Source organism: Kitasatospora sp. NPDC048545 (assembly GCF_040651155.1).
Lineage (GTDB): Bacteria > Actinomycetota > Actinomycetes > Streptomycetales > Streptomycetaceae > Kitasatospora.
In genome coordinates, this window is sequence record NZ_JBEZIQ010000034.1 from 88,605 (window position 1) to 113,292 (window position 24,688).

At 75.8% G+C, this 24,688-nt stretch carries 15 protein-coding genes; 8 read left to right on the forward strand and 7 right to left on the reverse strand.

The window, feature by feature from the left end:
* Positions 1-15: 15 nt before the first annotated feature.
* Entirely contained in the window at positions 16-2,076 is a 2,061-nt protein-coding gene (locus AB0D10_RS28610; RefSeq protein ID WP_360261831.1) for a phosphocholine-specific phospholipase C, read from the reverse strand.
* Positions 2,077-2,363: 287 nt separating this feature from the next.
* Here AB0D10_RS28610 and AB0D10_RS28615 point away from each other — a divergent pair, with 287 nt between their 5' ends.
* From AB0D10_RS28615 to AB0D10_RS28625, 3 genes are all read left to right on the forward strand, one after another.
* A complete protein-coding gene (locus AB0D10_RS28615) occupies positions 2,364-5,090 on the forward strand; it encodes a BREX system ATP-binding domain-containing protein (protein ID WP_360261832.1) in 2,727 nt (908 codons plus the stop codon).
* Between the two features lie 149 nt (positions 5,091-5,239).
* Positions 5,240-6,262 carry a helix-turn-helix domain-containing protein gene (locus tag AB0D10_RS28620; RefSeq protein ID WP_360261833.1) on the forward strand — a complete coding sequence of 341 codons (1,023 nt, stop codon included), beginning with the start codon at positions 5,240-5,242 and terminating at the stop codon, positions 6,260-6,262.
* 108 nt (positions 6,263-6,370) lie between these two features.
* The gene (locus AB0D10_RS28625) at positions 6,371-7,417 is read left to right on the forward strand and encodes a helix-turn-helix domain-containing protein (RefSeq protein ID WP_360261834.1); all 1,047 of its coding nucleotides are present in this window, start codon (positions 6,371-6,373) and stop codon (positions 7,415-7,417) included.
* Between the two features lie 127 nt (positions 7,418-7,544).
* On the opposite strand, the gene AB0D10_RS28630 is transcribed toward AB0D10_RS28625, so the two are convergent.
* From AB0D10_RS28630 to AB0D10_RS28655, 6 genes are all read right to left on the reverse strand, one after another.
* Positions 7,545-8,468 (reverse strand): glyoxalase, encoded by a 924-nt coding sequence (locus tag AB0D10_RS28630; RefSeq protein ID WP_360261835.1) that lies wholly within the window; start codon positions 8,466-8,468, stop codon positions 7,545-7,547.
* Positions 8,469-8,547: 79 nt separating this feature from the next.
* A complete protein-coding gene (locus tag AB0D10_RS28635; protein ID WP_360261836.1) occupies positions 8,548-9,279 on the reverse strand; it encodes a YoaK family protein in 732 nt (243 codons plus the stop codon).
* The gene (locus tag AB0D10_RS28640) at positions 9,260-9,784 is read right to left on the reverse strand and encodes a DoxX family protein (protein WP_360261837.1); all 525 of its coding nucleotides are present in this window, start codon (positions 9,782-9,784) and stop codon (positions 9,260-9,262) included. The genes AB0D10_RS28635 and AB0D10_RS28640 overlap by 20 nt, the downstream gene beginning before the upstream one ends.
* A gap of 93 nt (positions 9,785-9,877) precedes the next feature.
* Positions 9,878-10,540, reverse strand: a complete 663-nt coding sequence (locus tag AB0D10_RS28645; protein WP_360261838.1) for a hydrolase — start codon at positions 10,538-10,540, stop codon at positions 9,878-9,880.
* 166 nt (positions 10,541-10,706) lie between these two features.
* The gene (locus AB0D10_RS28650; protein WP_360261846.1) at positions 10,707-12,581 is read right to left on the reverse strand and encodes an amidohydrolase; all 1,875 of its coding nucleotides are present in this window, start codon (positions 12,579-12,581) and stop codon (positions 10,707-10,709) included.
* Between the two features lie 306 nt (positions 12,582-12,887).
* Positions 12,888-13,724 carry an alpha/beta hydrolase gene (locus AB0D10_RS28655; RefSeq protein ID WP_360261839.1) on the reverse strand — a complete coding sequence of 279 codons (837 nt, stop codon included), beginning with the start codon at positions 13,722-13,724 and terminating at the stop codon, positions 12,888-12,890.
* Between the two features lie 425 nt (positions 13,725-14,149).
* On the opposite strand from AB0D10_RS28655, the gene AB0D10_RS28660 reads away from it, so the two are divergent.
* The 5 genes from AB0D10_RS28660 to AB0D10_RS28680 form a co-directional block, all read left to right on the forward strand.
* Positions 14,150-15,844, forward strand: a complete 1,695-nt coding sequence (locus AB0D10_RS28660; protein ID WP_360261840.1) for a serine/threonine-protein kinase — start codon at positions 14,150-14,152, stop codon at positions 15,842-15,844.
* Entirely contained in the window at positions 15,844-17,466 is a 1,623-nt protein-coding gene (locus tag AB0D10_RS28665; RefSeq protein WP_360261841.1) for a serine/threonine-protein kinase, read from the forward strand. The genes AB0D10_RS28660 and AB0D10_RS28665 overlap by 1 nt, the downstream gene beginning before the upstream one ends.
* Positions 17,467-17,763: 297 nt before the next feature.
* Positions 17,764-20,109, forward strand: coding sequence for a helix-turn-helix domain-containing protein (locus AB0D10_RS28670; RefSeq protein ID WP_360261842.1), 2,346 nt, complete (start codon positions 17,764-17,766; stop codon positions 20,107-20,109).
* 337 nt (positions 20,110-20,446) lie between these two features.
* Positions 20,447-21,640, forward strand: a complete 1,194-nt coding sequence (locus tag AB0D10_RS28675) for a hypothetical protein (RefSeq protein ID WP_360261843.1) — start codon at positions 20,447-20,449, stop codon at positions 21,638-21,640.
* 101 nt (positions 21,641-21,741) lie between these two features.
* Positions 21,742-24,688, forward strand: a 2,947-nt coding sequence (locus AB0D10_RS28680) for a right-handed parallel beta-helix repeat-containing protein (RefSeq protein ID WP_360261844.1), incomplete at its 3' end; no start/stop codon positions are given.

The following is a 24,688-nucleotide window of genomic DNA, read 5'->3' on the forward strand; positions in this document are numbered from 1 at the left end:
GTGGGGCCGGTGGGCTCAGGAGGTGACGATGCCCGGATCGGAGAGGCCCGGGGCGCCGGTCTCCACGTGGCCGGCCAGGCGGCGGACGAAGTCGGCGGTCGCGGCCGAGGTGACGGTCACGTCGTACCAGTTGCGGCAGGCGCCGAGGTCGACGCTGTACGCGACGGTCGCGCCGCGGCGGACGGTGACGGTCTGCGGGGTGCCGGCGTAGGCGTTGGCGATGGTGAGGACGACGTCGGCCGCGCCCGCGTTGGTGAGGGTGAGGTCGAGGTTGCCGGTGGTCGCGTTGTGGCGTGCGGTGACCTCGGGCCCGGCGGTCCTGCCGGGGTTGCGGAAGCGGCGCAGGAACCCGTTCGGCCCGTGCACGGTGAGGTCGGTGACGCCCTTGGAGTAGGTGGTGTTCCAGGCGTCCCCGATCGACTTGCCGGCCTCGGCGGTGTAGGTCCACGGGCCGTCGGTGCGGTTGGGCGAGGTCACCAGGAACTGGGCGCCGGCCGCCGCGCCGCCGCTGAACGCGAGGCGGTACTTGCCGGTGCCGGTGTCGGCCGCGCCGTCCACGGACGGGGCGTACTTGAGCGGGCGGGTGGGCTTGGCGCCCGGCTCCTGGACCGGCATGGTGCCGGTGACGGGCGGGGTGGGCACGTAGTCGGGGTGCCGGTTGCGGTCCGGCGGGAGGTAGCCGGCCGTGGAGGGCAGCGCGGCCTTCGCGGTGTTCGACGCGGTGAAGTCGAAGGCGGAGGTCAGGTCGCCGCAGATGGCGCGCCGCCAGGGCGAGATGTGGGGCTCCAGCACGCCGAAGCGGCGCTCCATGAAGCGGATGATCGAGGTGTGGTCGAAGGTCTCCGAGCAGCTGTAGCCGCCGGTGCTCCAGGGCGAGACCACCAGCATCGGCACCCGCTGGCCGAGGCCGTACGGGCCGGCCGCGTTGCCGATGTTCCCGGTGAAGCAGTCGGCCGAGGTCGCGACGGTGGACAGGCCCTGGGAGGCCGAGGACGGCGGGAACGGCGGCACGACGTGGTCGAAGAAGCCGTCGTTCTCGTCGTAGGTGATGAACAGGGCGGTACGGGCCCACACGTCGGGGTTGGAGGTCAGCGCGTCCAGCACCTGGGAGACGTACCAGGCGCCGTAGTTGGCGGGCCAGTTGGGGTGCTCGGTGAACGCCTCGGGGGCGGCGATCCAGGAGATCTGCGGCAGCGTGCCGGCCTGGACGTCGCGGCGCAGGCCGTCGAACAGGCCGTCGCCCGCCTTGGCATCGGTGCCGGTGCGGGCCTTGTCGTACAGCGGGTCGCCGGGCTTGGCGTTGCGGTAGTTGGTGAAGTAGAGGAGCGAGTTGTCGCCGTAGTTGCCGCGGTAGGCGTCGCTTATCCAGCCCCAGGAGCCCGCCGCGTCCAGGCCGTCGCCGACGTCCTGGTAGACCTTCCAGGAGACCCCGGCCTTCTCCAGGCGCTCGGGGTAGGTCGTCCAGCCGTACCCGGCCTCCTGGTTGCCGAGGACCGGCCCGCCGCCGGTGCCGTCGTTGCCGGTGTACCCGGTCCACATGTAGTAGCGGTTCGGGTCGGTGGAGCCGATGAACGAGCAGTGGTAGGCGTCGCACAGGGTGAACGCGTCGGCGAGCGCGTAGTGGAACGGGATGTCCTGGCGGGTCAGGTAGGCCATGGTGGTGGCCGTCTTGGCGGGCACCCACTGGTCGTACCTGCCGTTGTTGAAGGCCTTGTGGCCGCCGGCCCAGTCGTGGTTGAGGTCCTGGACGAACTGCATGCCCAGGTCGTCCACCCGGGGGCGGAACGGCAGCACCTCCTTCTTGCTGCTGTCCGTCTGGTGCCACACCGACTTGCCGCTCGGCAGGGTCACCGGGCGGGGGTCGCCGAAGCCGCGGACGCCCTTCATCGCGCCGAAGTAGTGGTCGAACGAACGGTTCTCCTGCATCAGGACGACGATGTGCTCGACGTCCTGGAGGGTGCCGGTGGCGCCCTGCGGGGCGATCGCCGCCGCGCGCGCGATGCTCTGCGAGAGCGTGGAGAACGCGGCGGTGGCGCCCGCGAGTTGGAGGAAACGACGGCGGTTCAGCTCTGCCATGGGTGGATTGACCTCTGGGTGTCGCGAGGGTGGAGGACGGCACCCCAAGGACAGCGGCTGCGGGGTACCGTCCGGCGGACCATTCATGACTGCCCGCTGTACGGCCGACGAACGCCTCAAGTTGTCTGAACACGTTCTGTCGACGGAACGTCGGCGGCCGCCCTCCGCGCGTGTTGCCGCATGTGGTCGGAGCCACACCCGGAGTGGTCATCGCAGGTCCTGACGGGCATTAGCCTTGGGTGCCCTGGGCGGGCGGTCCGTCCGACCGACCCGAGGGGAACGAAGACGTGGCGCACGACAGCCGGGTCCCGGCCGTGGTGGGGCGGCAGCGTGAGACGGAACTGCTCACCGCGGCCCTGGTACAGGCCGAGGACGGCGGCAGCGGGTCCACGGTGCTGCTGCGCGGCGAGCCCGGCGTCGGCAAGTCCACCCTGCTGGGCTGGGTCGAACGCGCCGCCCGGGAGCGGGGCTTCACCGTGCTGCGGGCCGTCGGCGCGGAGGCGGAGACCGACCTCGCGTTCGGTGCCCTCCACCAGGCCTTCCGCCTGCTGCTCCAGCACTCCGACGCGCTCTCCGCCCACCAGCGGGACGCCCTGGAGAGCGCGTTCGGTGTCCGCTCCGGCACCCCGAGCGGCTTCGCGGTGGGAGCCGCCGCCCTGGCGCTGCTGGAGGAGGCGGTGCGGACCGCCCCCGTCCTGCTGGTCCTGGACGACCTGCACTGGATCGACTCGTCGAGCGCCACCGTCTTCGCCTTCCTGCACCGGCGCGGCGCCGAGGTGCCGGTGGTGATCGTCGGCGCCAGCCGCCCGGACGGACCGGCCGCGCAGACCTGGTCGGCCGAGGCCGTCGAGGTCCGCGCGCTGCCCCGGACGGACGCGGCCCTGCTGCTGGGCACCCGCTACCCCGACCTTGCCGCGCCCGCCCGAGACCGCGTCCTGGCGGAGGCGGCCGGGAACCCCCTGGCCCTGGTGGAACTGCCGCACCAGCTGGCGGACGCCCAGCAGCGGGGGACCGCCCCGCTGCCCGAACGGCTGCCACTGGGACGCAAGCTGGAGCGGATGTTCGCCGAACGGCTGGACGCGGTGACGCCGGAGGCCGGCCGCTTCCTGCTGCTCGGCGCCCTCGCCACCGGACCGGACTTCAGCAACGGCGGCTGGCTGCGCGCCGTCGCCGACGACGACCCGCAGCAGACCCTGGCCCGCATCGAGGCGGACGGCCTGGCCCGGCTCGACCCGGCCGGCCGGCTGGTCTTCCGCCACCCCCTGGTCCGCACCGCCGTCGTCGCCGCGGCCTCCGACGCCGCGCGCCGCGAGGCCCACCGCGCCCTGTCCGACGTCCTCGCCACGGACGACCCCCAGCGGCTGGTCCACGAGGCCTCCGCCGCACTGCTGCCCGACGAGGACCTCGCCCGCCGCCTGCAGGAAGCCGGCCGCGACCTCGCCCGCCGCGGCGGCGACGCCGAGGGCGCGCTGCTGCTCGAACGCGCCGCCGTCCTCAGCCCCAGCTCCTGCGACCGGGTCCGCCGGCTCACCTGGGCCTCGGTGATGTCGGCCCGCGGCGGACAGCTGCGCCACACCGCCGCCCTGGTCGACGAGTTGAAGACCAGCACCGTGCCGGCCGACGTCGCGCCGCTGTTCGCGTACGCGGTGGTCTACGCCGACCAGAGCCACCACGTCGACTTCGAGTCCTCCGCCGCGCTGCTGCCCGGCGTCCTCGACGCGCTCACCGCCCCGGGCGCCGACACCTTCGGCGGGCTGACCGAACAGGTCTTCTTCAAACTGCTCCTGGCCGCCACCTACACGGACGACCCCTGGGCCTGGCGGGCCCTGGAACGGCACCGGGACGAGGTCTCCGCGGCGGGCCGGCTGTGTCTGCGGGCCTGGACCGATCCGGGCCCGGACACGGTCGCCACCCTGCGGGCCGTCGCCGAGGGCATGACGGAGGAGCAGGAGGCCGGGGCCGCCTGGCTGCTGCTGTGGACCGCCTCGGCGCTCGACTGCCCCGAGGACGACCTGTGGCAGCGCTTCACCGGCCTGCACAGTTACGCCACCCAGGGCTCGATCGCCAAGGCCAAGTGCCACCAGGACTTCCTGCTCGGCCAGTGGGACCGGGCCGCCGTCTGCCTGCGCGAGGCCGAGATGGCCGACGAACTCGGCTACGAAGCCAACGCGTTGATGTTCCGCCAGTACTACGCCCACTTCCTGGCCGGCCGGGGGGACGAGGCCGGACTGCGGGAGGTCGACGAGGCGATCCGGCCCGTCGCCACCCGGGCCCGGATGCGCTACGTCCTCGACCGGCTCACCCACCTGCGCGGACTGGTCGCGCTCGCGCACGGGCACCACGAGGAGGCGTACGCGCACTTCTGCGAACTCACCCCGCCCGGGCGGCTGCCCGGCGGCCCACCCTGGCACCACGCCCTGGTCCTGGACCTGGTCACGGCCGCCGTGCACACCGGCCGGCGCGAGGAGGCCCGGGCCCACCTCGCGGCCGGGCGGGCCGCCCGCTCCGCGGAGATCTCCTCCCGCCACGCCTTCCTGTGCGCCGCCGCCGGGGCCCTGGCCGCCGACGACGAGGAGGCCGACGCCGCCTACCGCGCCGCGTACGCCGTCCCCGGCGCCGAGCGGTGGGTGTTCGACCTCGCCCGGCTGCGGCTCGCCCACGGCTCGTGGCTGCGCCGCCGCCACCGGCCCGGCGCCCGGGAGCCGCTGCGCATCGCCCACCACGTGTTCCGCCGCCTCCGGGCGGACCCCTGGGCGCAGCGCTGCGAGGAGGAGCTGCGGGCCGCCGGCGAACCGGTGGCACCGCCGCCCGGCGCACCGGCCGCGGAACCGTCCGGCCTCACCGGCCAGGAGCTGCGGATAGCCCGGCTCGCCGCGACCGGGCTGACCAACAAGGAGATCGGCCGCCGCCTCCAGCTGTCGCCCCGCACCGTCGCGGCCCACCTCTACAAGATCTTCCCCAAGCTCGGCATCACCTCGCGGGCCGCCCTCGCCCACGCCCTGGACAGCACCTGACCTGCACCGGCGCCCGCCGGCCGGTCGCCCGCGCGGCTCCGCGGCGGGCTGCCGGAAAGTGCAGTCAGATGACCTAACGGCCCCCCGCATCCGCGCGCCAGGCTGGGTCCGCAGGAGGTCGGCGGAAGGGCGGTCAGATGGGTGTGCGGGTGACGACCGCGTCGGTCGCGGACGGGGACAAGGCGGCGTACTGGCGCGGGGCGGTGTCGCGGGCGGTCGTCCCGGTCGAGGTGCACCCGCGCACCGAGCGGCCGTTCGACGCAGTCCTGGTGTCCCACCGGCTCGGCTACCTGCGGATCTCCACGCTGGAGGCGGACGCCGCCCGGCTCTCCCGCACGGCGGCGCTGATCGGACGGGCCCCGAGCGGCGAGCCGCAGGTCGGGGTCGGGGTGCAGGTTCAGGGGCGGGCCGTCCTGGAACAGGACGGGCGCCGGGCCGAGGTGCCGCCGGGCGGGCTCGCGGTGTACGACACGGCGCGTCCGTACGTCCTGGACTACCCGGAGCGCTTCCGCGCCCACCTGTTCCACCTGCCGCGCCGGCTGCTGGGCGTGCCGGAGCGGGAGCTGCGGCAGGCGGCGGCGACGGCCGTCGGCCCCACGGAGGGCTGCGGGCCGGTGCTGCTGCCGTTCCTCGGCTGCCTCGCCGCCTCGGCGCACTCCTACCCGCCCCCGGTCGGCGACCGGCTGGCGGGCAGCGTCGCGGACCTGCTGAGCGCCCTGGTGACCGAGCTGGCCGGCGCCCGGCCGGCGGCGCGGGCGGACGCCCCGACCACCCACCTGGTCCGGCGGGTGCGCGAGTACGTCGACCACCACCTGGCCGACCCGGAGCTGGCGCCCGAGCGGATCGCGCACGCCCACCACATCTCCGTGCGCTACCTGCACCGGATCTTCGAGGGGGAGGGGGTGACGGTGAGCCGGCTCGTCCAGCAGCGCCGCCTGGAGGCCTGCGCCCGCGAGCTGGCCCGGCGCGGCCGCACCGCGCCGACGGTCTCGGCCGTCGCCCAGCGCTGGGGCTTCGTCAACCCGGCGCACTTCAGCCGGATCTTCCGCGCCGCGTACGGCGTCTCGCCCCGGGAGTGGCGCGACCTGCGGGACGGACACGACGCGTGCGACCTGCGGGATGGGCGCGATGTGCGGGACGCGTGCGACGTGCGCGACGGCGACGCCGGTTGACGCGCCCAGTCCGCCCCGCGCCCCCGTCCGCCCCGCGCCCCCGTCCGCCCCGCGCCCCCTTCCGCCTCCCCCCGTCCGCCCCGTCCCACAGCCGTTCCAGGAGCACCGATGTCCGTCGTCCTCGACACCACCGAGGTACCGTCCGCCGACCGCGCGGAGTACTGGCACGAGGCCGTCTCCCGCACCTTCGTCCCGCTCGACGTGTCGCTGCCCGACGGCGTGCCGGGCCCCGGCACGATCACCAGCCACCGGCTGGGCGACCTGCAGGTCGCCCTGGTGGAGGCCGGGCCGCAGCGGGTCGAGCGCAGCGCGGCGCTGATCGCCCGCGGCGGGGAGGACCACCTCACGCTGGCCCTGCAGCACCGCGGCACCGCCCGCCTGGTCCAGGACGGCCACCGGGTCGAGCTGCGGCCCGGCACCTTCGCGGTCTCCGACGCCGGGCGCCCGTTCGCCAAGGACCTGCCGGACGCCTTCGCCTTCACCGCCTTCCACTGGCCGAGGTCGGCCGCGGGCGTCCGTGAGGAGGACCTGCGGGTGCTGACCGCGACGGCCTTCCAGGGCACCGGCGGCACCGACGACACCGCCCGGCTGGTGGCCGGGTACCTGGAGTGCCTCTCCCGGTCGGCCGGCTCGATGGAGCCGCACGTGGCGTCCTGGCTCGCGACCACGGCGCTGGACCTGTTGGCGGTGCTCGCCCAGGAGCGCCGCGGCCGGTTCGTGCCGGAGGCCCCCGAGGCGGCGCTGGCCACCCTGGCCCGGGTGAAGGACCACGTCCTGCGCCACCTCGGGGACCCGGACCTCTCGCCGGAGTCGATCGCGGCCGCCCACCACGTGTCGGTGCGGTACCTGCACAAGCTCTTCCGCTTCGAGGGCGTGACGGTGGCCCGCTGGATCCAGCTCCGGCGGCTGGACGTGTGCCGCCGGGACCTGGCCCGCCGCTCGGCCGACCGGCCCACCGTGGCGGCGGTGGCGGGCCGGTGGGGCTTCGTGAGCGCCAGTCACTTCAGCCGGGCCTTCCGGGCCGTCTACGGGATCTCCCCGCGCGAGTGGCGGGCCCGCGCCGGGGCGGGCGCCGGAGCCGTCGCCGTACGGCCGTCGGCGGCGGCCCACCTCGTGCCCGGTGCCGAGCCGTCCGGGCAGGGCGTCGCGGTCTGAGCACGCGACGGCCGGGCGGGATCAGCACGCGGCGCTGCCGCTCGGGACCGCCACGCGGGACGGGCCGGAAGGGGCCGTCGGGTACGCTGCCGCGCCCGACGGCCCCTTCGTGGTGGCCGTTCACCGTTCACCGTTCGGCGTGGACCTCCGCGACGTAGCCGCCCGGGAAGCGCACCATCGCGCTGTCCCGGCCGCCCGCCGTGACCGGACCCCACAGCACCGACGCGCCGGCGGCCTGCGCCCGCTGCAGGGTCGCGCCGAGGTCGGGCACGCCGTAGCCGGTGAGTTCCCGGCCGAAGGGGTACGGCAGGCCGCCGTCGGTCACGGCGACCGTCGTGGTGCCGAAGCCGGAGGTGAGCCGCAGCAGCCGGTACGTGGTGCCGGGCAGCCCGATGGCTGCGCCGTCGGCCCGCCGGTCGTCGGAGACGATCCGGCCCCGGGTGAAGGCGAGGTAGCTGTGCAGGAAGTCGCCGACCGCGTCGGGCGAGAGGTAGAGCCGGTTCTCCGGCACGCTCGCCAGGTCGGGGTAGGACGGCGGGGTGGTGTGCACGTAGAGCTGGGCGTCGATCCCGCCGGGGAAGCGGATGACGGCGTCCCGCCCGATCGGGTCGGCGAACGGGGCCACCGTCACGGCCGCGCCGTCGGCCCGGGCGGCGCGGACCGCCTGGTCGAGGTCGGTCACCAGCCAGCCGGTGCGCTCGGCGCCGAACGGGTACGGGACGGGCGTGGTGTAGTCGAACACCGACAGGGTGCCGACGGGGGAGACCACCAGCTCGGACAGCGTCCGGCTCGGCGTGGGCGTCACCTGTGTGGCGTTCGGCCCGATCGTCGTCCCGCCGAAGGTCGCCACCCAGCAGGCCGCGAAGGCCTGCTCGGTGCCGGGTTCGACGTAGACGTGGGTGGAGTCGTACTGCGGGCCGACGGCGAACTGCCGGTGCTGGCCCGCGGCCCGGGGCGGGGTGCCCGGGGCCGCCGAGGCGGTCGGGACCGCCGTCAGCGCGGCGAGTGCCGCCACCAGCGGGACCACGCGGCGGACGGAGCGTCGTTTCATCGGGGGACCTCCCGGTCGTCGCCGCGCCCGGCGCCGGCGATGCGGGGCCGGGCGCGTGCGGGTGTGTCGGTGGGTGGGGTCAGGCGGTCGGCGGAGCCCAGTGGGCGTCGGGGGCCGAGAGCCGGTGGGCGGTCAGCGCCGTGGCCAGGAGCAGCAGGGCGGCCAGGGCGAGGGCGGTGGCGGGCCGCCCGTGCAGGACCAGCGCCGCGCCCGCGAGGCCGCCGAGCAGCATCGCCAGGGCGGAGAGGATCCGGCGTCCCGGGCGCGGTGCCGCGCCCCCGGCCGCCGTGGAGTCGGCGGCCAGGCCGGTGAGGGTGAGGGTGAGCACGGTGGTGGTCAGGTCGGGCACGCCGAGCCGCCGGGCCACCGCGTTCTGCAGGCCCATGCCCAGTCCGAGCAGGACGATCAGCGGGTAGCCGTCGGCCCCGCCCGTCCCGCCGACCGCGGCGGTGGCGGCCGCCGCGGCCAGCAGGACGGTCTGGACCGCGGCGGCCAGGGCCAGCAGCCGGCCGCGGTGGGCCGGGGTCCGGCTGCCGAGCCGTCCGCCGACGAGCGCACCGGCCAGGAAGGCCGTCAGCGAGACCAGCGAGGCCGCGGCCGACAGCCCCGGGGCCCCCGCGAGGGCGAACCCCAGGAAGACCACGTTGCCGGTCATGTTCGCCACGAACACGTGGCCGAGGCCGAGGTAGCTCACCGCGTCCACCACCCCGGTGGCGACCGTCAGCAGGAGCAGCAGCGGCGGCAGCGGGCCGTGCCGGTCGGCGCGCGGCGGGACCAGCGTCCGCAGGGCGTCAGCCGACAGGGCGCGCACCGGCCGCCGCCTCCTCGGGCACCGGCGCCCGGTGCAGGACCAGCCGGGTGAGCAGCCCGCTCGCCGGGCCGAGCAGCACGGCCGCGACGGTCAGCCACAGCGGCCAGGAGGTCAGGCCGGCGGCGTGGTCGGCCGACCACCGGCCCGGGCCGGTGAGCGCGAGCGCTCCCGAGACGACGACGAGCACCAGCGGGTACTCGTAGCCGTCGTCCTGCACCCAGAGGCCGTGCGGCAGCTTGACCGTCAGCGCCACCGTCATCACGCCCATGGCGGCCATCGCGGCCAGCGGGGTGAGCGCGCCCAGGGCCAGGAACAGTCCCGAACCGATCTGTCCGGCACCCGCGGCGAGCGCGGTGAGCGTCCCGCCGCCGAAGCCGTCGTGCCGGAACTCCTCCGTCCCGCCGGCGAGGCCGTTGCCGCCGAGCCGGTGACTCACCTTCTGTACGCCGTGTCCGGCGATGAGCAGGCCCACCACCACACGGAGGATCAGCAGTCCGGTGTCCATCGTTCCTGTTCCTGTCCCTGGTCGTTTGTTGCTGTTGCTGTTGCTGTTGCTGTTGCTGTTGCTGTTGCCGATGCGGAGTCGGCGGACGTCGGCTCAGCCCGCGGCGTGCTCGCCGATGACGGCCTGCGCGTAGACGACGCCGAGGCCGTACGCACCGCCGTGCTCCTTGACGATCTCCATGACGGCGCCGTAGGTCTCGGTCCGCGCCCAGTCGCGCTGGAGCTCCAGCAGCACCTGGACCCAGGTGACCGGCACCGCGCCGGCCTGCGTCATCCGCTGGACAGCGTGCTCGTGGGCCTGCGGCGAGACCCCGCCGGAGGCGTCGGTGACGACGTAGACCTCGTAGCCCTGGTCGATCATGGACAGCACCGGCAGGACCAGGCAGACCTCGGTCCACAGGCCGGCGATGACGACCTTGCCGCGGCCGGTGGCCCTGACCGCCTCGACGACCGCCTCGTCCTCCCAGGCGTTCATCGAGGTGCGGTCGAGGACCTCGGCCTTCGGGAAGACGGCGGCCAGCTGCGGCAGCAGCGGGCCGGAGAAGGACTCGGCGGCGACGGTGGTCAGCACGGCCGGGACGTCGAAGGCCCGGGCGGCCTTGGCGAGGCCGACGGTGGCGTTGATGATCGCGGTGCGGTCGCCGCTGCCGGTGCCGAAGAACATCTGCGGCTGGTGGTCCACGAACAGCACCACGGCGTTGTCGGGGGTCAGCAGGTCGGGGCTGGGAGTCGCGCTGACCTGGGTGAGGTCGACCATGAGGGGTTCCTTTCGGTACTTCCGGTGGATCCGCCACGGGGCGTTCCGCGGCGGGAGTCGGGTGGGCGGTCCGGACCGGCCGGAGGGGCGGGTCCGCCCGGCCGGTGGTCCGAGGGCCGGTCGGGCGGAGGGCCGGGTGCGCCCGGGCGCCGGGCGGACCGCGTCCTCAGAGGAGGAAGCAGGGGTCGAACGGCTTGGCCTGCTCGGTCGCCAGGCCGCGTCCCACGCGCCAGTCGCGCTGCAGCTCCGACTCGGCGACGACCTCGCCGAGCAGCTCGGCCTGGCGGGCGCCCCGGCTGCCGGGGCTCCGGTGGTTCTGGTAGCCGCCGAAGCGGGCGACCGGGCTCCATTCCGGGGTGACCGCCGGGAGTTCCTCGTCCATGCCCTCGTAGTCCGCGGCGGCGTGGACGATCCGGCCGCCGACCACGGTCAGCAGGGACTCGATGTGCGGGATCTCGTGCTCGGGCACCGTGAAGAAGTCGTCGGACAGGACCGCAAGGTCGCCGTAACAGCCGGGCCGCAGCACGCCCTTGACGTCCTGCTCGCCGGTGAGCGCGGCGCCCGCCGTGGTGTACATCGCGAGGGCGGTCGCGCGGTCGACCCGGTTCTGCGGCGGCCGGATCGCCAGGCCGCCGACCGTGCGGCCGGAGACCAGCCAGTGCAGGGCGACCCAGGGGTTGTACGAGGACACCCGGGTGGCGTCCGTGCCGGCGGCGACGGTCAGCCCGCGGTCCAGCATCGCGCGGATCGGCGGGGCCTCGGCGGCGGCGCCGGAGCCGTACCGCCGGGTGAACACCTCGCCCTGGAAGGAGAGCCGGTTCTGCACGGCGAGCGAGCCGCCGAGCGCCGCGATCCGGTCCAGGCTGTCCCGGGAGACGGTCTCCGCGTGGTCGAAGAGCCACCGGTTCCCGGCGGGGAAGAGCCCCTCGGCGGCGAGCTTCTCGAACACCGCCAGGTCCCGGCGGATCGTCTCGTCGTACGTCGCGTGCAGCCGGAAGCCCCAGCCGTGCTCCGTGAGCATGCGGACGGCCTTCTCGAACTCGCCCTCGAAGCCGTCGAGTTCGGGGCGGGGTTCGGCGAAGTTCTCGAAGTCGGCGGCGGCCCACGTGAGGTTCTCGCCGGCGCCGTTCAGTCGCAGCCACTCGTCACCGTCGCCGGGGCGGACCGTCTCGATCCAGCGGGTGAGGTCGTCCAGCTCCTGCCCCGGGGTCTGCGGGAAGAGGTGGTAGGCGATGCGCAGGGAGAGCAGGCCCTCCCGGGCGAGTTCGGTGACCGTGGCGTAGTTCTCCGGGAAGTTCTGGAAACCGCCGGCGGCGTCGATCGCCGAGGTCAGCCCGAAGCGGTTCAGCTCGCGCAGGAAGTGCCGGGTGGAAGCCTTGCGCTCCTCGGGCGCCAGGGCGGGTGCCTTGGCGAGGGTGGAGTAGAGGATCAGCGCGGCGGGCGCGGCCAGCAGCATGCCGTTGGGCTCGCCGCCGCGGCCGCGGACGATCCGGCCGCCCTTCGGGTCGGGGGTGTCCCGGGTGAAGCCGGCGGCCTTCAGCGCCGCACGGTTGAGGATCGCCGACTGGTAGAGGTGGAGGACGAACACCGGGGTGTCCGGCGCGGCCTCGTTCAGCTCGGCGGGCGTCGGCAGCCGCCGCTCGGCGAACTGCTCCGCCGACCAGCCGCCGACGACCCGCACCCACTGCCCGGCGGGCGTGCGGGCGGCCTGCTCCCGCAGCATCGCCAGGCCCTGGCGCAGCGAGGTCACGCCGTCCCAGCGCAGTTCCAGGACGTAGTTGAGGCCGCCCCGGATCACGTGCAGGTGCGAGTCGTTGAGGCCGGGCACGACCCGCCGGCCGAGGGCGTCCACCACGGTGGTGGCGGGCCCGATGAGCGGGGCGACGTCCGCGTCGTCCCCGACGGCCGTGATCAGGCCGTCGCGGACGGCGAGGGCGCCGGCCGAGGGGCGGCGGGCGTCCCCGGTGTGGATCTTCGCGTTGCGGACGACGACGTCGGCCGCGTTCTCGACGGCGTGGGGGACCAGCCCGCCGACCGGCATTGCAGGCACCTGTCCAGCCTCCTGTGACGGTTCGGACCACCGCCCCGGTGCGGGCGGTGGAGGGGCGTCCGGGCGGGCCGGGGGTCACGGGACCGGCTCCGCGCCGAACGCCTGATGGAACGTTAAGTCGCCGGTGGGGCAGGGATTTTGCACTGAGCGCACACCCTTCGGTCCGGGGGTGCACCCGCCGTCCGGAGCGCGGTCGCGGACGACGGAAGAGCCCCGGGCCCTCTCCCGTCCGGAGGGACGGGAGAGGGCCCGGGGCTCGGCCCTGTGCCGGGCGCGGGGCGGACGGGCCGCCCGGGGTCACTTCGCGAGGAAGGCCAGCAGCGCCTCGTTGACCTCCTCGGCGTGGGTCCACAGCAGGCCGTGCGGTGCGCCCTCGATCTCCACGTACTCGGCGGAGGGCAGCGCCCGGTGGAACGGCCGCGCGGTGTTCTCGACCGGCAGGATGCGGTCACCGGTGCCGTGCAGGATCAGCGCCGGCACGTCGATGCGGGGCAGGTCGGCGCGGAAGTCGGTGTACCAGGTGGCCGGCGCGGCCGAGGCCGCGAAGAAGCCGCCGCCGGCCGCGGTGTTCCAGCTGTTGCGGACGGCCTCCTCGCTGATCCGGGAGCCGAGGTTCTCGTCCAGGTTGTAGAAGTCCTGGAAGAAGTCGCGGTAGTAGGCGTAGCGGTCGGCCTTCACCGCGGCGACGATGCCGTCGAAGAACTCCTTCGGGGCGACGCCGTCCGGGTTGTCGTCGGTCTTCAGCAGGCAGGGCTCCAGGGAGGCCAGGAAGGCGACCTTGGCGACGCGGGCCGAGCCGTGGGCGGACACGTACCGGGCGACCTCGCCGGTGCCCATCGAGAAGCCGACCAGCACGGCGTCCCGGACGTCCAGGGTCTCCAGCACGGTGTTCAGGTCGGCGGCGAAGGTGTCGTAGTCGTAGCCGGTGGTGGGCTGCGACGACTGGCCGAAGCCGCGGCGGTCGTAGGTGATCACCCGGTAGCCGGCGTCGAGCAGCGCGGCGCTCTGCCGCTCCCAGGAGTGCCCGTCCAGCGGGAACCCGTGGATCAGCACGACCGCCTGACCGGTGCCGTGGTCCTCGTAGTAGAGGTCGATGGGGGTGGTGTTCTCCTGGCCGACGGTGATGAACGGCATGGGCTGTCGTCTCTTCTCTGTGATCCGCTGTGGTGCACCGCGGCCCGTGGGCCCCGGTGCACCACACGCTAGGTCCGGCCGTATGCGGACGGTGTCCGCTGCGGGTACCGGGTGTCGTCCGAGAGCGCCCGACCGTCCGACGGCGGCCCGGTGCTCCGCAGCCCCGGCGGCGGAGCGCCGCTCGGACCGGCCCGCCGCCGAGGCGGGTGGCCGGGCCCCGGGCGGGGAGTTCGGCGAGGGCGGCCCGGTGGTCGTGCGGGGTGCAGCGCCTCGACGAGCGGTTCCCCGGGTGCCGGTTCGCTGCGCCGGATGCGAGTGACAGGGAGGTCGCGGGGAGGTTCGGTGACCGGTCGGACGGGGCCGCAGCGGGCGGACGGCCCGTCTGTATCATTCGTTCGCACGCAGCGGCAGGGGGCAGGGGCGACGTGGACGTGGTGGGGCCGAACGGGCCGGCGCGGGTGGGTCCGTTCCGGGTGGTGGCGGTGCTCGGGCAGGGCGGGATGGGCCGGGTGCTGCTGGGGGTGTCGCCGGACGGGCGGCCCGCAGCGGTCAAGCTGGTGCACGCCGAGCTCGCCGAGGACGACGGGTTCCGGATCCGCTTCCGGCGTGAGGTGGAGGCCTCGCGGCGGGTCTCGGGCGGGTACACGGCGGCGGTGATCGCGGCCGATCCGGAGGCCGAAACCCCGTGGCTGGCCTCGCAGTTCGTGCCGGGACCGGCACTGAACGAGGCGCTCGGGGCGGTCGGCACGCTGCCGGAGGAGTCGGTGCGGCGGCTGGCGGCCGGGCTGGCCCTGGCGCTGGTCGACGTGCACCGGGCCGGGCTGATCCACCGGGACCTCAAACCCTCCAACGTGCTGCTCACCGAGGACGGCGTGCGCGTCATCGACTTCGGGATCGCGCGGGCGGCCGAGGGCCAGGACACCAAGCTGACCCGGACCGGCGCGATGATCGGCTCGCCCGGCTACATGTCGCCCGAGCAGGTCGAGGGGCGGGAGTTGACCCCCGCCAGCGACGTGTTCTCGCTCGGCGCGACCCTGGCCGTGGCCTGCACCGGGAGGCCGGCGTTCCCGGGGGAGTCGCTGCCGCGGATCCTCTTCAACGTGCTGCACGCGGAGCCCGACCTGACCGGGGTGCCGGAGCGGCTGCGGCCGCTGCTGGCCGCGTGCCTGGCCAAGGACCCGGCCGCGCGGCCGACCCCGCAGGACGTGCTGGCGGCGGTCGGGCGGATCGCGCCGGCGGCCCGGCCGTGGCCGGAGGCGGTGCACGGGCTGCTGGCGGCGCAGGGAGCGGGGATCGCGCGGCTGCTGGCGGCGGCCGAACCGGCGGCCGGCGCCGCCGGGGCGGCGGTGGCGGGCCCGGTGGCCGTCGCGACCACGGTGGCGGCCGTCCCGGCCCCCGCGCCGTCCGCCCTCGCCCCGACCGAACCGCAGGCGCCCCCCGCCCGGCGTCGCCGGGGGGTGCGGATCGCGCTGGTGGCGGGCGCGTTCGTGCTGGCGCTCGCCGGCGTGGCGGGCGGGTTGGTCGCCACGGGCGTCGTCGACCTCGACCCGGAGCCGGTCCCCACCCCGGGCAACGTCCCGCTCTCGCAGGTCGAGGACGCGTACGCGGCGGTGGCACCGAGCTGCCTCGACGCCGCCAAGGTGACGGTGTCCGCCGACTTCGGGCCCCCGGGCGGCAACCCCGGCACCTTCGAGGCCCCGGACGAGAACGGGAAGCACCCGGAGAAGCTGTGCGACTGGCAGACGCGTTCCGGCGACCAGATCCAGATCGTCTGGGACGTCTTCCCGACCGTCCCCGGCGGGAAGACCGGCGCCGAACGGGCGAAGCAGCACTACGAGGCCCTCTACATGGGCGGCCGGACGCGTGACACCGGCGTCACCTTCGCCGAAGAGGCCTTCTGGCTGCCGAAGGACCACCTGGACGAGGACAACTGCGTGCTCTACGTCCGCGACGTGAACCTGTACGTGTTCGTCGCGGTGAAGGGCGCCGGCTATCCGCGCGGGCGGTGCGAGGAGATGACCAAGTCCGTCGCCGCCGGCGCCGTGAAGGTCGCGAAGGACGTGTCCGCCCACGGCTCGGTCGGGCCCGATCCCACCCCCACGCCGAAGGTGGTGCGGTGATGGGTACGACGATGCGGCCGCGCCGCGCGTCCGACCCGGCCGAGGTCGGGCCGTACCGGGTCCTCGCCGAACTGGGACGCGGCGGGATGGGCCGGGTGCTGCTGGGCGCCGCCCCCGACGGGCGGCTGGTGGCGGTCAAGCAGGTGCACGACCGGTTCGCCGCCGACGACGGCTTCCGGGCCAGGTTCCGGCGGGAGGCCGGCGCCTCGCGCCGGGTGTCCGGGGCGTACACCGCGGCCGTGATGGACGCCGACGTCGACGCGCCGACGCCCTGGCTCGCCTCGGTGTTCGTGGTCGGGCCCTCGCTCGGCGCCGCCGTCGAGGCCGGTGGCCCGCTGCCCCAGGACGCGGTGCACCGGCTCGCCGTCGGACTGGCCACGGCGCTGGTGGAGATCCACCGGGCCGGGCTGATCCACCGCGACCTCAAGCCGGAGAACGTGCTGCTCACCGACGACGGCGTGCGCGTCATCGACTTCGGGATCGCCCGGGCGGCCGAGGAGGACGCCGAACTCACCCACACCGGCGGCGTGATCGGCTCGCCCGCGTACATGGCGCCCGAACAGGCCGAGGGCCGGGCGCTCACCCCGGCGGCCGACGTGTTCGCGCTCGGCTCGGTGCTGGCCCTCGCCCTGACCGGCCGCAGCCCCTTCGCCGGGGCCTCCACCCTGCAGACCCTCTACAACGTCGTGCACACCGAGCCGGACCTCGCCGCCGTCCCGGCCGCCGTCGGGCCGCTGCTCGCGGCCTGCCTGGCCAAGGACCCGACCACCCGCCCCACCCCGGCCCGGCTGCTCGAACTGCTCGGACCGGTCGCCCCCGCCGCCCGGCCGTGGCCACCCGCGGTGCACACCCTGATCGCCGCGCAGCAGACGGCCGTGGACGGGCTCCTCACGGACCTGCCGGGCGCCGCACCGACGCGACCGCGGCGGGACGAGCCGACCTCCTACCACCTGGCGGTGCCCGGGCGGACCGCCCTGGCCACGGCGGTGGACACCGGGCCCGGAGCCGACGCGCCCGCCGCCGTCGACGTCACCCCGCGCAGGCGGTCGCGCCGCACCGCCGTCGCCCTGGCGACCGCCGGGGCCGTCGCCGCGGCCGGCCTCGGCGCGTACCTGTGGCTCCGCGACCCGAACGGCCCCGCCGTCCCCGACAAGTACCTCAAGGCGCCGGTCTGCGCGGAGGCTGCCGGGCGGCTCCCGCTCCCGGCCGCCGAGCGCAAGCAGGACGACGACCACTACTCCGAGCAGTCGTCCAACGCCGAGACCCGGTGCTACTGGTACGGCTCGTCGGTCGTCTCCGGCACCCGCGCCTGGGACCAGGACCCGTCCGCGATCGTCCGCTGGACGCTCCGCCGCAGCGCCGGGACCAGCGACAACGCGACGCAGGTCCAGCGTGCGGACTTCGGGGACTCGGCCGACGGCAAGCGGAGCGCGAGCGGCCTCGGCATCGGCGATCAGGCGTACTGGGACTCGCCGGGCAGGGGGGCGAACTGCTCCCTGGCCGTCCGCGACGGCAACCTGGTGCTCTCGGTCGACCTCGGCGGCACGGGCCACCCGGCGAGCGGCTGCGAGGCGGAGGCCGCGACGCTCGCCCGCGCGGCGCTCGCGGCGATGCCGCGCTGAGGCGCCGGCGCCCTGCACGGCGCGGGCGCACGGCGCGGGCGCACGGCGCGGTGAGGCGGCGGGACGGTGCCGGACGCGAGCCGCGGCACCCCGTCCCCGCGGCTGCGGTCCGGCCCGGGAGGACGGCGAACGGTGTCCGGACGGCACCGCCCGCCGTCCCGCCGGGGACGTTGACCTGACGTTGACCTGACACTTGGGCCCGCTCCCGCTACGCTCGTTCGCGGTCCGCCCCGGAGGCGCGGGGCGGGGCCGGCCGCACGCTCGGCCGGGCGACCCTGGGGGATGGGTGGGGCTGCTGTGTTCTCCGGACTGTTGCGGGAGCGACGCCTGTCGGCGGGGTGGAGCCAGGACGAACTCGCGGAGCGCTCGGGGGTGTCGGCCCGGTCGATCAGTGCGCTGGAGGCGGGCGGGCGGCGGCCGCGGATGTCCTCGGTGGTCCGGCTAGCCGAGGCCCTGGGCGTCGATCCGGACACCCGGGCCCGGTGGCTGGCGGCGGCCCGCGACGTGGGCGCCGAGGAGCCGGCCGGACCGGACGCCCCGGCGGCCGCCCGGCCGCCCGCGCCCGACGCGGTGGCCGCCCCGCCGTTCCCGCACCCGCCGGCCGGGCCGGTCGTGCCGCAGCAACTTCCCATGGCCATCCGTCACTTCACCGGCCGCTCCGGCGAACTCCGGGCACTCGACGCACTGCTGGGCGATCGGATCCCCGGCTGCGGCGCGGTGGTGATCTCGGCGATCGCCGGCACCGCGGGCGTGGGCAAGACCACACTTGCCGTGCACTTCGCCCACCGGGTGGCCGACCGCTTCCCCGACGGGCAGCTCTTCGCCAACCTGCGCGGCTTCGACCCGGCCCGGGCCCCGACGGACCCGGCCGACGTGGCACGCGGCTTCCTGGACGCGCTCGGCGTCCCGGCCCCGCGCATCCCCGCCGACCCCGACGGGCAACTGGCGCTCCTGCGCAGCCGGCTGGCCGGCACCCGGACGCTGATCGTCCTCGACAACGCCCGCGAGGCGGAGCAGGTCCGTCCGCTGCTGCCCGGCTCGGACACCTGCCTGGTCATGGTCACCAGCCGGAACCGGATGCCCGGACTGGTCGCGCTGGAGGGCGCCGTCCCGCTCGCCCTCGACGTGCTCTCCCGCGCCGAGGCGCGCGAACTGCTCGCCCGCCGCCTCGGCCCCGGGGCCGTCGAGGAGCAGCCCGACGGGACCGACGAACTGATCGAGCTGTGCGCCCGCCTGCCGCTCGCCCTGAACATCGCCGCCGCACGCGCGGCCGAGCACCCCGGCACCCCGCTCGGCGTCTGGGCGCGCGAACTGCGCGACTCCCGCGCCCGCCTGGACCTGCTGTCGGCCGGCGACGGGCACGCCGACGTGCGGCTGGTGCTCTCCTGGTCCTACCGCGCCCTGGCGCCGCAGGCCGCCCGCCTGTTCCGGCTGCTCGGCCTGCACCCCGGGCCGTCCATCGGGGTCGCCGCGGCCGCGAGCCTCGCGGGACTGCCGCCGTCCCGGACCCGCCGGCTGCTGGACGACCTGCACCGCGCCCACCTGATCGCCGAGCCGGACCGGGGACGCTACACCCTGCACGACCTGCTGCGCGCCTACGCCGCCGAACGGGCGGCCGCCGACGAGCCCCCGCGGGAGCGGGCCGGGGCGACCCTGCGGATGCTCGACCACTACCTCCACACCGCGCACCGGGCCGGCTGTCTGGCCTACGCCGACGACGCGTCCTGGCAGCCGCTGCCGCTCGGTGAGCCGGCCGCCGGGGCGCAGGCCGAGGCCCTCGCCGACCGGGCGCAGGCCCTCGCGTGGTACCGCGGGGAGCAGGCGGTGCTCGAACGGGTCGTCGACCTGGCCCACCGGGCGGGGCTCGACGCGCACGCCTGGCGACTCGTCGGCGTGCAGGTGTCCTTCCTGCTCAAGTCGGGGCTGTGGGCGCAGTGGCAGCGAGCCGGCGAGACCGCGCTCGCCGCCGCCGAACGGTCCGGGGACCTCCGCGGCCGGGCCCACGCGCACCGCTGGCTCGGCCAGGTCCACCGCTCCCAGGGCCGCCAGCCCCGGGCCCGGCACGAACTGGGCCTGGCCCTCGACCTGTTCGACGCGCTCGGTGACCGGCCGGGCGAGGGCAGGACTCGGCTCGACCTCGCGCTCGCCCGCGGCGAGGAGCACGACAACGCGGAGGCGGTGTCGGAGTCCCGGCGGGCGCTGGAACTGTTCCGGGAGATCGGCGACCGCAACGGGCAGGCCCTCGCGCTCAACAGCATCGGCTGGTACCTGACGCACCGGGGCGAGCCGCGCGCGGGGCTCGTGCACTGCCGGCAGGGACTGGACCTGGCCCGCGCCACCGGAAACCTCCCCGCCCAGTCGTCCATCCAGGACAGCATCGGCTACATCCACCACCAGCTCGGCGAGTACGGGGACGCCCTCCCCGCCTACCACGAGTCCCTGCGCCTGCGGCAAGAGGTCGGCGACTACTTCCTCCAGGCCGACATCCACACCCACATCGGCGACACCCACCTCGCCCTCGGTGACACGGCGGCGGCTTCGGCCGCCTGGACGAGGAGCCTGGCCATCCTCGAACACCTCCAGCACCGCGACGCCGACGCCGTCCGGGCCCGGCTGGACGCCCTCGGCGCCGGCGGGCACTGACGCCGGGCCCCGGAGCACGGACTCCCCGGCCGGTCCGGGCTGAACCGGCGGGGGAGGTCCGCCCGTACCTCCCTGGAGGAGTGAAGTCGAACACAGGGGACGCATGGTGGGCGAGGAACAGCGCGGCGGGTCGGGGCGGAGGCCGGCCGGCATCCGACTCCCTTCGGTGAACTGGGCGTTGGCTGCCGAGGAGGCCCCGACAACCGCGCCGGAGTCGGGGGCCGCGCCGAAGTCGGGGACCGCCCCGGAGGCGGGGGAGGCGGCTGCGGGCGCACCGACTGTCGTGCTGCCCGCGCGGGGTGGGTCCGGGCCGAGGTCCGCCTCCGGGTCCGGGGCCGTGCCCGGGACCGAGGGCGCGCCCGAGGCGGAGCCGAAGGCCGAAGCCGGGGGCCGGGTCGCCGCCGCTCCGGCGGTGTCGGCCGCCGGGACGCCCCGGACCTCGGCCGCCGCATCCGGTGCATCTTCCGAGGAGGCCGGTGCGGACCCCGGTGCCCGTCCCAGCCGGGTCTCCCGGCCGATGATCGCGGCGGCCGTCGCCGTCGGCCTGGTGCTGATCGGCACCTCGGTGGTGGTGACCCGGCTCGGCGGCAACGGTCCCGGGCACGGGCCCGGCCGGGCCGACGCGCTGCCCGGGTACGGGCAGGGCGGCGGGGACGGCGGCAGCGGCTTCGTCCCCGGGTACGACGAGCACGGCGGCACCAGCGGCGGCGGCCCCGCCCCGGACGGGCAGCCAGGGGCGGTCGTCCCGCCGGTGGACGCCGGTTCGGCCTCGCCGACCCAGGCCCCGAACGGCTCCGGCGGGGGCGGCGGCTCCAACGCCGCCGCCCAGCCCGGCGGGGCGGCCAACCCGCAGGCGGGCGGCGGGAGTTCCGCGGGCGGGACCGGCCAGGCCCCGGGCGGTCCGGGGGGTGCCGCCCCGGGCGGCGGCACCGCCGGCGGCGCCAAGCCCGGGCCCCAGCAGCCCGCGCCGACCCAGCCCGCCCCCAACCAGCCGGTCCCGCCGCCGGCCGGGTCCCCGACGTCGGCGCCGCCGGCCGCCAAGCCGCCCGCGCCGGTCACCGCGATCGCCGGACCGTACTGCGGCGGGTACCGCACCGTCGGCTGGTACGACGACGGTGACAAGGGCTGGCGCAACAACTCCGGCGGCTACACCGGCGACGGCTGCAACGGCACGTACGCCTCGATGCCGATGTCCGGTGACGCGAACGACGACAAGAGCAACTCGGTGGTCTGGACCTTCACCCTGGACAAGGTCACCAGCTGCACCCTGGCCGTCTACATCCCGGCCAGCGGCAACGTGAAGCAGGTCGGCGGCAACCCGAGCTACTACACGGTGCAGAGCGGCGGCGGCCAGGTCGGCTCGTTCTCCATCAACCAGACCGCCAGTCTGGGAAGTTGGGTGACCAAGGGGCCGTTCCCCTACCGTGGCCCGATCGCCCTCACCCTGCACAGCCGCGGCGTCGACTGGACCAGCGGGGCCAAGGAGGCCCACCACGCCGCCAGTGCGGTCCGCGCGACCTGCACGCCCTGACCCGGGCGCCAGGGCGACGACCCGGCCGACGGTCCGGTCACCCGGCCGGCCGGGTCACCGGTGACGAACCACCACGCCCCATGACGAAGGGAACCCCAGGCATGTCGCGCCCGGTGCTGACGGTCTGCGCGGAGCAGCGGGAGCCCGGCTCCTACCGCACGATCGGCGAAGCCCTCCAGGCCGCCGGCAGCGGCGCGGTGATCTCGGTCCGCCCCGGCCGGTACGACGAGAACCTGGTGCTCACCAAGGAGGTCAGCATCGCCGCCGAGGACGCCCGGGGCAGCGTGCGGATCAGCCCGCGGCGCGGCTCGGTCGTCCAGGTCCTCGCCGCAACCGTCCGGCTGACCGGGTTGGTGCTGCTGGGGCAGGACGACCAGCTGCCCGCCGTGGACGTCCCGCGCGGCCGGCTCGCCCTGCGGGACTGCGAGGTCGTCGGCAACGCGTGGACCGCCGTGCTCGCCCGCCGGCAGGGCGAACTCGCCATGCACGGCTGCCGGGTGGTCAACCCGGCCGGTGCCGGACTGGTCGACACCTCCACCGGGGCCGGCCTCGTCGAGGACAGCCTCATCGAACACCTGGGCACCTCCGCCGTGGTGATCGGCGAGCGGGCGGCCCCGACCGTACGGCGCTGCGTGCTGCGCGACGCCCGGGGCAACGGGGTGTGTGCCAACGGGGAATCGGGCGGCGTGGTCGAGGACTGCGAGATCTCCGCCACCGACAAGCCCGCCGTGGCCCTGGAGGAGCGCAGCGGCCTGCGCCTGCTGCGCACCGAGATCCGCGACAGCGCGCTGGGCGTGTTCGTCGGCTCCGCCGCCCGGGTCGTGTTGGAGGACTGCACCGTGACCGCTGTTCGCGGCCACGGCTACCTGCTCACCGACGGCACCGACCCGCTGCTGCGTCGCTGCCGCGCCGTGCGCCCCCACGGCCACGGCCTGCACATCACGGGCGGGTCCCGGGGCACCTTCGAGGACTGCGAGGTCACCGCCCCCGCCCGGGCCGGCATCCACGTCGGCGGGGCGGCCCGCCCCGTCCTGATCCGGGCGGCGGTGCGCGACGCCGAGACCGACGGCGTCGAACTCACCGGCGGCAGCGCTGCCGACTTCGACCGGCTGGAGGTCCGCTCCGCGGCGGGCACCGGCATCGTGGTGCGCGAGGGCGCCGACCCGCTGCTGCGCCGGACCACCGTCACCGCCGCCGGCGGCCACGGGATCGAGGTGCTGCGCGGCGGGCGCGGCCGGGTCGAGGACGCCACCGTGCTCCGCTCCGGCATGCACGGCGTGCGGATCGCCGACGGCGCCCGCACCGACGTCCGCGGCAGCGAGGTGCGCGACGGCAGGTCATGCGGCATCTCGGTCGGCACCGGGGGCACCGCCGTCCTGCACGAGGTCGACGCCACCGGCAACGCCTTCGACGGCGCGAGCGTCGAACGCGGCGGCGAACTGACCGCCACCCGCTCCCGGCTGCGCACCAACCGCCGCCACGGACTCCACCTGATGGCCGGCTCCCGCGCCACCCTGACCGCCTGCCGACTCACCGACAACACCGCGGACGGGCTGCGCTCCGAGTCCGCGGAGCCCGTCCGGCTCACCGACTGCCTGGCCACCGGCAACCGGGGCGCGGGACTGCGGCAGACCGAGCCGACCGACCGGCTCGCGGTCGAGAACCTCGACAGCGGACACAACCGGTCGCCGGACGCCCACGGTCCGCCGCCGGCCGCCGCCACCGAGCCCGGGACGGCCGCCACCGCCACCGACGGGTCCGCGCCCGCCGACGGGAGACCCCGGGGCCACGCCGCCGGTGCCGGCCCGTCGGGTCCGCACGGGCCGCAGGCCCTGCTGGAGGCCCTGGTCGGGCTGGAGGGCGTCAAGGAGCAGGTCGCCACCCTGGTCAACCTCACCAAGCTGACCCGGCGCCGGGAACGGGCCGGTCTGCCCGCCGTGCCGATGAGCCGGCACCTGGTCTTCACCGGGCCGCCCGGCACCGGCAAGACCACCGTCGCCCGGCTCTACGGTGCCATCCTGGCCGAGCTCGGCGTGCTGCGCAGCGGCCATCTGGTCGAGGTCGCCCGCGCCGACCTGGTCGCCCCGGTCATCGGCGGGACCACCCTGAAGACCACCGAGGCGGTCAGGAAGGCCCGTGGCGGTGTGCTCCTCGTCGACGAGGCGTACACGCTGTCCGCCGACTCCGGCGGCACCGGGCCGGACGTCGGGGGCGAGGCGATCGACACCCTGGTGAGGCTGATGGAGGACCACCGGGACGACCTCGTGGTCGTCGTCGCCGGGGACGAGGCCGGGATGCGCGCGTTCCTCGCCGCCAACCCGGGCCTGGCCTCCCGGTTCAGCCGGACCGTCGAGTTCGCCGACTACGCCGTGGACGAGCTGGTCACGATCGTCGACCGTACGGCCGACGGACACGGCTACGAACTCGCCGACGGCACCCGCGAGGCGCTGGCCGCGCTGTTCGAACGGATGCCCAGGGGTGCCGACTTCGGCAACGGCCGGGCCGCCCGTACGGTCTTCGAGGACGTGGTCGACCGGCAGGCCTCCCGGCTCGCCGGGCTGGACCGGTTCGACGACGCCGCACTCACCCGGCTGCTGCCGGCCGATGTCGGCGAGCAGGCCGCCCCGGCCGTCGGCGCCACGGCGGGGGAGGCCGGTCCGCAGGCACAGCTGCGCTCGATGGTCGGCCTCGCCGCGGTGAAGGAACAGGTCGAGAACCTGGTCGACCTGCTCACCCAGGTGCGCCGCCGGGAGGAGGCCGGACTGCCCACTCCGAGGATCAGCCACCACCTGGTCTTCGCCGGGCCGCCGGGCACCGGCAAGACCACCGTCGCCCGGCTGTACGGACGGCTGCTCGCCGAACTCGGCGTGCTGCCCGGCGGCCGGCTCGTCGAGGTCACCCGCGCGGACCTGGTCGGCCGTTACATCGGCCACACCGCCCAGCTCACCCGCGGCGCCTTCGAACGCGCCCGCGGCGGCGTGCTGTTCATCGACGAGGCCTACACCCTCACCCCGCGCGGCGGCGGCTCCGGCGGCGACTTCGGCCAGG

Coding starts and splice junctions, on each gene's coding strand:
- AB0D10_RS28610 (WP_360261831.1), bottom strand. CDS start 2,076: ATGGCAGAGCTGAACCGCCGTCGTTTCCTCCAACTCGCGGGCGCCACC.
- AB0D10_RS28625 (WP_360261834.1), top strand. CDS start 6,371: ATGTCCGTCGTCCTCGACACCACCGAGGTACCGTCCGCCGACCGCGCG.
- AB0D10_RS28630 (WP_360261835.1), bottom strand. CDS start 8,468: ATGAAACGACGCTCCGTCCGCCGCGTGGTCCCGCTGGTGGCGGCACTC.
- AB0D10_RS28640 (WP_360261837.1), bottom strand. CDS start 9,784: ATGGACACCGGACTGCTGATCCTCCGTGTGGTGGTGGGCCTGCTCATC.
- AB0D10_RS28645 (WP_360261838.1), bottom strand. CDS start 10,540: ATGGTCGACCTCACCCAGGTCAGCGCGACTCCCAGCCCCGACCTGCTG.
- AB0D10_RS28650 (WP_360261846.1), bottom strand. CDS start 12,581: ATGCCGGTCGGCGGGCTGGTCCCCCACGCCGTCGAGAACGCGGCCGAC.
- AB0D10_RS28655 (WP_360261839.1), bottom strand. CDS start 13,724: ATGCCGTTCATCACCGTCGGCCAGGAGAACACCACCCCCATCGACCTC.
- AB0D10_RS28665 (WP_360261841.1), top strand. CDS start 15,844: ATGGGTACGACGATGCGGCCGCGCCGCGCGTCCGACCCGGCCGAGGTC.